General features: G+C 72.8%; 7 protein-coding genes. 1 reads left to right on the top strand and 6 read right to left on the bottom strand.

What is annotated here, in order from left to right; all coding sequences use genetic code 11:
• Nucleotides 1–117: 117 nt before the first annotated feature.
• The 3 genes from ACWGKU_RS39975 to ACWGKU_RS39965 all read right to left on the bottom strand — a co-directional run bounded on the left by ACWGKU_RS39975 (nucleotide 118) and on the right by ACWGKU_RS39965 (nucleotide 2,253).
• A complete protein-coding gene (locus tag ACWGKU_RS39975; protein WP_380538292.1) occupies nucleotides 118–804 on the bottom strand; it encodes a copper homeostasis protein CutC in 687 nt (228 codons plus the stop codon).
• A gap of 88 nt (nucleotides 805–892) precedes the next feature.
• Complete coding sequence (locus ACWGKU_RS39970) at nucleotides 893–1,873, bottom strand: hypothetical protein (protein WP_452179001.1); 981 nt, start codon at nucleotides 1,871–1,873, stop codon at nucleotides 893–895.
• Nucleotides 1,870–2,253, bottom strand: a complete 384-nt coding sequence (locus ACWGKU_RS39965) for a PadR family transcriptional regulator (protein ID WP_380349060.1) — start codon at nucleotides 2,251–2,253, stop codon at nucleotides 1,870–1,872. Before ACWGKU_RS39965 ends, ACWGKU_RS39970 begins: the two co-directional genes overlap by 4 nt.
• Nucleotides 2,254–2,319: 66 nt before the next feature.
• On the opposite strand from ACWGKU_RS39965, the gene ACWGKU_RS39960 reads away from it, so the two are divergent.
• Nucleotides 2,320–3,039, top strand: a complete 720-nt coding sequence (locus ACWGKU_RS39960) for an HD domain-containing protein (protein WP_452179000.1) — start codon at nucleotides 2,320–2,322, stop codon at nucleotides 3,037–3,039.
• A 201-nt stretch (nucleotides 3,040–3,240) separates the two neighbouring features.
• On the opposite strand, the gene ACWGKU_RS39955 is transcribed toward ACWGKU_RS39960, so the two are convergent.
• From ACWGKU_RS39955 to ACWGKU_RS39945, 3 genes are all read right to left on the bottom strand, one after another.
• A complete protein-coding gene (locus tag ACWGKU_RS39955) occupies nucleotides 3,241–3,597 on the bottom strand; it encodes a hypothetical protein (RefSeq protein ID WP_452178999.1) in 357 nt (118 codons plus the stop codon).
• Between the two features lie 129 nt (nucleotides 3,598–3,726).
• Nucleotides 3,727–5,349 carry a chaperonin GroEL gene (groL, locus tag ACWGKU_RS39950; RefSeq protein WP_359905842.1) on the bottom strand — a complete coding sequence of 541 codons (1,623 nt, stop codon included), beginning with the start codon at nucleotides 5,347–5,349 and terminating at the stop codon, nucleotides 3,727–3,729.
• A gap of 321 nt (nucleotides 5,350–5,670) precedes the next feature.
• On the bottom strand, nucleotides 5,671–5,874 hold the full coding sequence (locus ACWGKU_RS39945) for a cold-shock protein (protein ID WP_030289665.1): 204 nt from the start codon (nucleotides 5,872–5,874) through the stop codon (nucleotides 5,671–5,673).
• Nucleotides 5,875–6,414: the final 540 nt, after the last annotated feature.

Below are 6,414 nucleotides of genomic sequence, written 5' to 3'. Positions count from 1 at the left end.
CTGCCGGCGCAGCGGCGGTAGCGGGCGAACGGGCCGGTCCGGGGACCGGCCCTTTCGCCCGGTGGCCGCCCGCGGCCGGCCACCGCGGGCGCGCGGTACGGCGCCCGCCGCGGGCGTTCAGGCGTCGATCAGCGCCCGCCACTCGGCGACCTTGGCCGCGTCCACCGGCGTCCGCCAGCCGTCGACCCGCACCGCGCCGCCGACGTGGAAGGCGTCGAAGCCCTCCGCCCGCAGCTCCTTCAGGTGTTCGGCCCGCAGGCCGCCGCCGATCAGGATCCGCTGCCGGTACCCGGGCTCGCCGGCCCGGGCCAGCTCGGCCGACAGCACCTCGCGCCCGGCGTCCACCCCGGCGGCCGCGCCGGAGGTGAGGAAGGTGTCCAGGCCGGGCAGCCCGCCGACGGCGGCCCGCAGGGCGGCCCGGTCGGCGCTGTGGTCGATCGCCCGGTGGAAGGTCCAGCGGCAGCCGGCGATCGCCCCGGCGACGGCCGTGGTGGCGGCCAGGTCGACGGCGCCGTCGGCGTCGAGGAAGCCGAGGACGAACTCCTCGGCCCCCTCGGCCCGCAGGGCGGCGGCCCGGGCGCACAGCCCGTCCACGTCACCGGGGGCGAAGCCGTCCCGGATCCGCAGCATGACCCGCAGCGGGATGCCGACGGCGGCCCGGATCCGGCCGAAGTCCTCGACGGACGGGGTGAGCCCGTCGGCGGCCATGTCGGTGACCAGTTCGAGCCGGTCGGCGCCGCCCGACTCGGCGGCCTGGGCGTCCTGGGGCGTCAGCGCGATGACTTCGAAAATTGGTCTAGACATATTCGACAGCCTGCCACATCCGTCCGCCCCCGGAAACTCCGAGGAGGCCGTTCCGGTCACCCGGAAACGGCCTCCCCGCTCCTCCCGGTCAGGCCGACTCCTGGACCGCCCCGACCGCCTCCCGCCGCCCGAACCGGTGCACCGCCACCGCCACCAGCAGCAGCACGGCCACCGTCGGCGCCACCACCGGGAGCAGGTGCGAGACCCCGCGGGACTCGCGCCAGATGTTGAACAGGGAGCCGGGACCGGTCAGCACCAGCACCGCCGCCCCCACCGCCGCCGGCGCCATCCGACCGCGCAGCCCGGCGAGGGTCAGCAGCAGCGGCACGATCAGCATCACCACGACCCACCCCAGGTCCAGCGGGAAGTCGGTGTCGTCCCAGTTCTGGGCCGCCTCCAGCAGTGCGCCCACCGCCACCGAGGCCAGCACCAGGCCGCCCGTGCGCCAGGTCGGCCGGGGCAGCAGGTCGGTCGGCGCCGCGACCAGCAGCAGCGCGGCCCCGACGAACGGCAGCGTGGCCATCCCGATGTAGCCGCTCCACCACAGGTCGAAGCGGGGGTACAGCGCGGCGTCCGCCAGGTCGTGCCACACGGCACCCCCCAGCTCGTACAGCGCCGACGCGCCCAGGATCAGCGCGCTGCCCCGCACCGCCGCCCACCGGCCCAGGAGGGCCGCCACCACCAGCAGCGCGGCGGCCACCGGCGGGCAGAACATGGCGAACCGGGTCCCGAACGAGTCGTCCCAGGTGAACCGGTTGGCGACCCGGTCCGCCGTGGTCAGCCAGGCCGCCAAGGCCGCCCCGGCCACCGCCCCGGCGAGCATCGGCGCGAGCAGCGCCAGCAGCCGCCCGGTCGGCGAGGCCCCGGTCAGTCCGAGCCGCACCCGCAGCCCGTACACCGCCAGACCGAGGACCTCCCGGGCGACCGCCAGCCGGCCGCCGGCCGCGGTCGTGTCGGCGAACACCTCGGCCAGTTCCTCGCCGCGCTCGCGGCGGTACCGCTCCGGGTAGAGCTGGAGCGCGGCCCGCAGCACCGCCGCGGGCGCCGCGCCGATCGCCGGCGTGCTCATGAGAGGCCTCCCCCCGCCGCGGGCCGCCCCTGCGACCCGGCCTTGCCCGGCAGCATCGACCGGATCCTGCTGAGCCGGCGCTCGGCCTCGGTGGCCACCGCCCGCAGCCGCTCCGCCTCGGCGGCCAGCGCGTCCCGGCCGGCCCCGGTCAGCGCGTAGCTGCGCCGGGCACGGCCGTCCACCACCTCCTCGGCGGCGACCTCGATCAGGCCCTGGCCCAGCAGCCGGTCGAGCGCCCCGTAGAGCGTGCCGGTGCGCATCCTGACCCGGCCGTCGGAGATCGCGGCGATCTCCTGGATGAGCGCGTAGCCGTGCCGCGGGGCGTCGGCCAGCGCGGTGAGCAGCAGCAGCGTGGGCTCCTGCATGGAGCGTTCAGTCATACGACTACATATATCGTCAACCTACCTATAGGTCCAGCGCCCGGCCGGGCCGCCACAATGGTCGCCATGCCGACCACCGAGCACGACCCGTCCGCCGCCGGGCACCGACCGTCCACCCCCGGGCACCGGCCGCTCGGCGAAGGCCCGCTCACCGAAGGCCCACTCACCGAAGGCCTGCTCGCCGCCTGGACCGCCCTGCTGCACCGCTGCGGGGCCGCCGTCGAGCCCGAACCGTACGGCCGGGAGCTGCTGCGCCGCTGGTCGGAGCCGCAGCGCCGCTACCACACCGTCACCCACCTGCACGCCGTACTGGAACACGTCGACGAGCTGGCCGGGTACGCCGACGACCCGGAGGCCGTCCGGCTCGCGGCCTGGTTCCACGACGCCGTCCACCGCCCCGACCGCACCGAGAACGAGGAGCGCAGCGCCGCCCTGGCCGTCCGCGCGCTGACCGCCGCCGGACTGCCCGCCGAGCGGGTCGCCGAGGTCGAGCGCCTGGTGCTGCTCACCGTCGGCCACGACCCGGCGCCCGGCGACCGCAACGGCGAGGTGCTCTGCGACGCGGACCTCGCCGTCCTCGGCGGCAGCCCCGAGGCGTACGCGGCGTACGCGGCCGCCGTCCGCGAGGAGTACGGCTTCGTCCCCGCGCCGGACTTCTCGGCCGGCCGGGCCGCCGTCCTGCGCCACCTGCTCGCCCTGCCCGCGCTCTACCGCACCCCCGCCGCCCGCGAGCGCTTCACGGCCGCCGCGCGGACCAATCTGACGGCCGAACTCGGCGCCCTCTGACGCCCGTAAGCCCCGCCGCGCGAGCACCCGGTCCGCGGCGGCCATTCCCGCCAGCACCGCGGGCAGACGACCCACCACGGCCCACCACGCGTCCTGGTCGGCCCCCGACAGCTCCACCGCGGCCCACCACAGCCCGAGCCCGCAGCACCCGCCCGCCGCACCCCACACCCAGCGCCTCATGCCGCCACCGTACGCACGGGTCTACCCGAGCTTCCCCACGGGTGCCACCACCGCGCCCTGCTTGCCGCACACCCAGTGCGGGTCCGGCCCCAGCTCGGGTTCCACGCCCAGGGCGTGCGGGTCCCCGTCGGCCGCGCATTCGGCGCACAGCGGCCAGCGCCCGTACGCCTCCAGCAGCGCGTCCTGGACGTCCTGGGCGACCAGCCCGAGCACGTACTCGGTGCCGTCCGGCCACTGCTCCAGCCACCAGCGGCGGTGCGTCACGGCCTGCTCCACCAGCGAGACGACGGCGGCGTCCGCCACGTCCCGCGCGGTGAGGTCGGCCAGGATCAGTGCCCGTGCGTTGTGCAGGGCGGTCTCGATGTCGTCAGCAGCCATCCGTCCATTCTCCGTCGACACGTCCGGAACGCCGAAACGACCGGAACGCCGAAACGCCGTGTGGGCGGCCCCCCGAAGGGAACCGCCCACACGGACGAGGTCCAACCGATCCGATCGAAGCGATCAGGATCAGAAGTCCATGTCACCGCCCGGCATGCCGCCGCCGGCGGCCGCGGCGGCCTTCTCCGGCTTGTCGGCGATGACGGCCTCGGTGGTGAGGAACAGCGCCGCGATGGAGGCGGCGTTCTGCAGCGCGGAGCGGGTGACCTTGGCCGGGTCGATGATGCCCTCGGCGATCAGGTCGACGTAGGTGTTGGTGGCCGCGTTCAGGCCGTGACCGGCGGGGAGGTTGCGCACCTTCTCCACCACGACGCCACCTTCCAGGCCGGCGTTGGTCGCGATCTGCTTGATCGGGGCCTCCAGCGCGACCTTGACGATGTTGGCACCGGTGGCCTCGTCGCCGTCCAGCTCCAGCTTGTCGAAGGCGACACCGGCCTGCAGCAGGGCGACGCCACCACCGGCGACGATGCCCTCCTCGACGGCGGCCTTGGCGTTGCGGACGGCGTCCTCGATGCGGTGCTTGCGCTCCTTGAGCTCCACCTCGGTGGCCGCGCCGGCCTTGATGACGGCCACGCCGCCGGCCAGCTTGGCGAGGCGCTCCTGGAGCTTCTCGCGGTCGTAGTCCGAGTCGCTGTTCTCGATCTCGGCGCGGATCTGGTTGACGCGGCCCGCGACCTGCTCGCTGTCGCCGCCACCGTCGACGATGGTGGTCTCGTCCTTGGTGATGACCACCTTGCGGGCGGTGCCCAGCAGGTCGATGCCGGCGTTCTCCAGCTTGAGGCCGACCTCCTCGGAGATGACGGTGCCACCGGTGAGGATGGCGATGTCGCCGAGCATGGCCTTGCGGCGGTCACCGAAGCCCGGGGCCTTGACGGCGACGGACTTGAAGGTGCCACGGATCTTGTTCACGACCAGGGTCGACAGGGCCTCGCCCTCGACGTCCTCGGCGATGATGACCAGCGGCTTGCCGCTCTGCATGACCTTCTCCAGCAGCGGGAGCAGGTCCTTGACCGAGCCGATCTTGGAGTTGGCGATGAGGATGTACGGGTCCTCGAACGTCGCCTCCATGCGCTCCAGGTCGGTGGCGAAGTAGGCGGAGATGTAGCCCTTGTCGAAGCGCATGCCCTCGGTGAGCTCAAGCTCCAGACCGAAGGTGTTGCTCTCCTCGACGGTGATGACGCCTTCCTTGCCGACCTTGTCCATGGCCTCGGCGATCAGCTCGCCGATCTGGGTGTCGGCGGCCGAGATGGAGGCGGTGGAGGCGATCTGCTCCTTGGTCTCCACGTCCTTGGCCTGGGCCAGCAGCTGGTCCGAGACGGCGGCGACGGCCTTCTCGATGCCGCGCTTCAGGGCCATCGGGTTGGCGCCGGCGGCGACGTTGCGCAGACCCTCGCGAACCAGGGCCTGGGCGAGCACGGTGGCGGTGGTGGTGCCGTCACCCGCGACGTCGTCCGTCTTCTTGGCGACCTCCTTGACGAGCTCCGCACCGATCTTCTCGTACGGGTCCTCGAGCTCGATCTCCTTGGCGATGGAGACACCGTCGTTGGTGATCGTGGGGGCGCCCCACTTCTTCTCCAGCACGACGTTGCGGCCCTTGGGGCCGAGCGTGACCTTCACCGCGTCGGCGAGCTGGTTCATGCCACGCTCAAGGCCGCGGCGAGCTTCCTCATCAAAGGCGATGATCTTGGCCATCAGAAGTGGTCCTCCGGGACACGGTCGACTGCTCGGACCAAGGGGTGCCCGCGACGGACGGCCCTGGTGCGCGGAGGTCCATTCCCTCCGCTCCCGGGGGCCTCACCGACCCGGTCCGCTGTCACTCTCACACTGTGAGTGCTAACGCCAATGATTAGCACTCCGGGTGGGCGAGTGCAAGCCCAATCGGCAATCCGCGAGCCGCCGCCGGGGCCGCCCGGGAACGCCGACGGGCCCGTGCGACACGAGTCGCACGGGCCCGTCGAGAAGCGAGAGGTCACCAGCCGCAGGGCCGCGCCGAGCTCCTGGGGTCGGAAGGGGTCAGACCGCGGCGCGGACCATGTCCGCCTGCGGGCCCTTCTGTCCCTGAGAGATCTCGAACTCGACCCGCTGGCCCTCCTCGAGGGTGCGGTAGCCGTCCATCTGGATCGCGCTGTAGTGGACGAAGACGTCCGCACCACCGTCGACCGCGATGAAGCCGTAGCCCTTCTCCGCGTTGAACCACTTGACGGTGCCCTGAGCCATTCCGAACTCCCCTAGTGCTGTGCTGGCCCTTCACGCGCCCGCAGGTCGCGGGCCCGGATTGGTTGAAGGCCGGCCCGGGGAACCCCCCCTGGGCGCAGCCGTGCACGCCGCAACCCTCCGTGCAGGACGCCAGGCGGCTTCCGGCGAGCGGGTGATTGCGTCGACCGCCGCTGAATGTATCCGGATCGACGCCCTCTGCAACAGGGCCAACCACCGGTAATTCCGCCTCGATGTCAAGGGACAGGACGGGCCGAATCGGAATAATCTCGGCATTTCACGCCGGACATAGCGGACGAATTACTCAAATGTCCGCGGGAATTCTGACATCCGCCTGACATGTTTCACGGGCCGGTCCCGCCGGCCGGACGCCCCCGGGCCGAGCACTGCGGGGGCCGAAAGGGAAACCCTGTTCCCAACCGAGCCACACTCTACTCCGACTCGACCGGGAAATATTCCGGCCGGAATGCCAGCGGTGGGCCCCGCGAAACGGGTAAGGTAATAACGTAGCGCGGGGGGGCGCGGGGTTGTGGGGGAGGGGGA

It is taken from the genome of Kitasatospora sp. NPDC054768 (assembly GCF_053612025.1).
The sequence above is the reverse complement of the archived record's forward strand: the minus strand, read 5'-3'. Positions and strand labels throughout refer to the sequence as shown.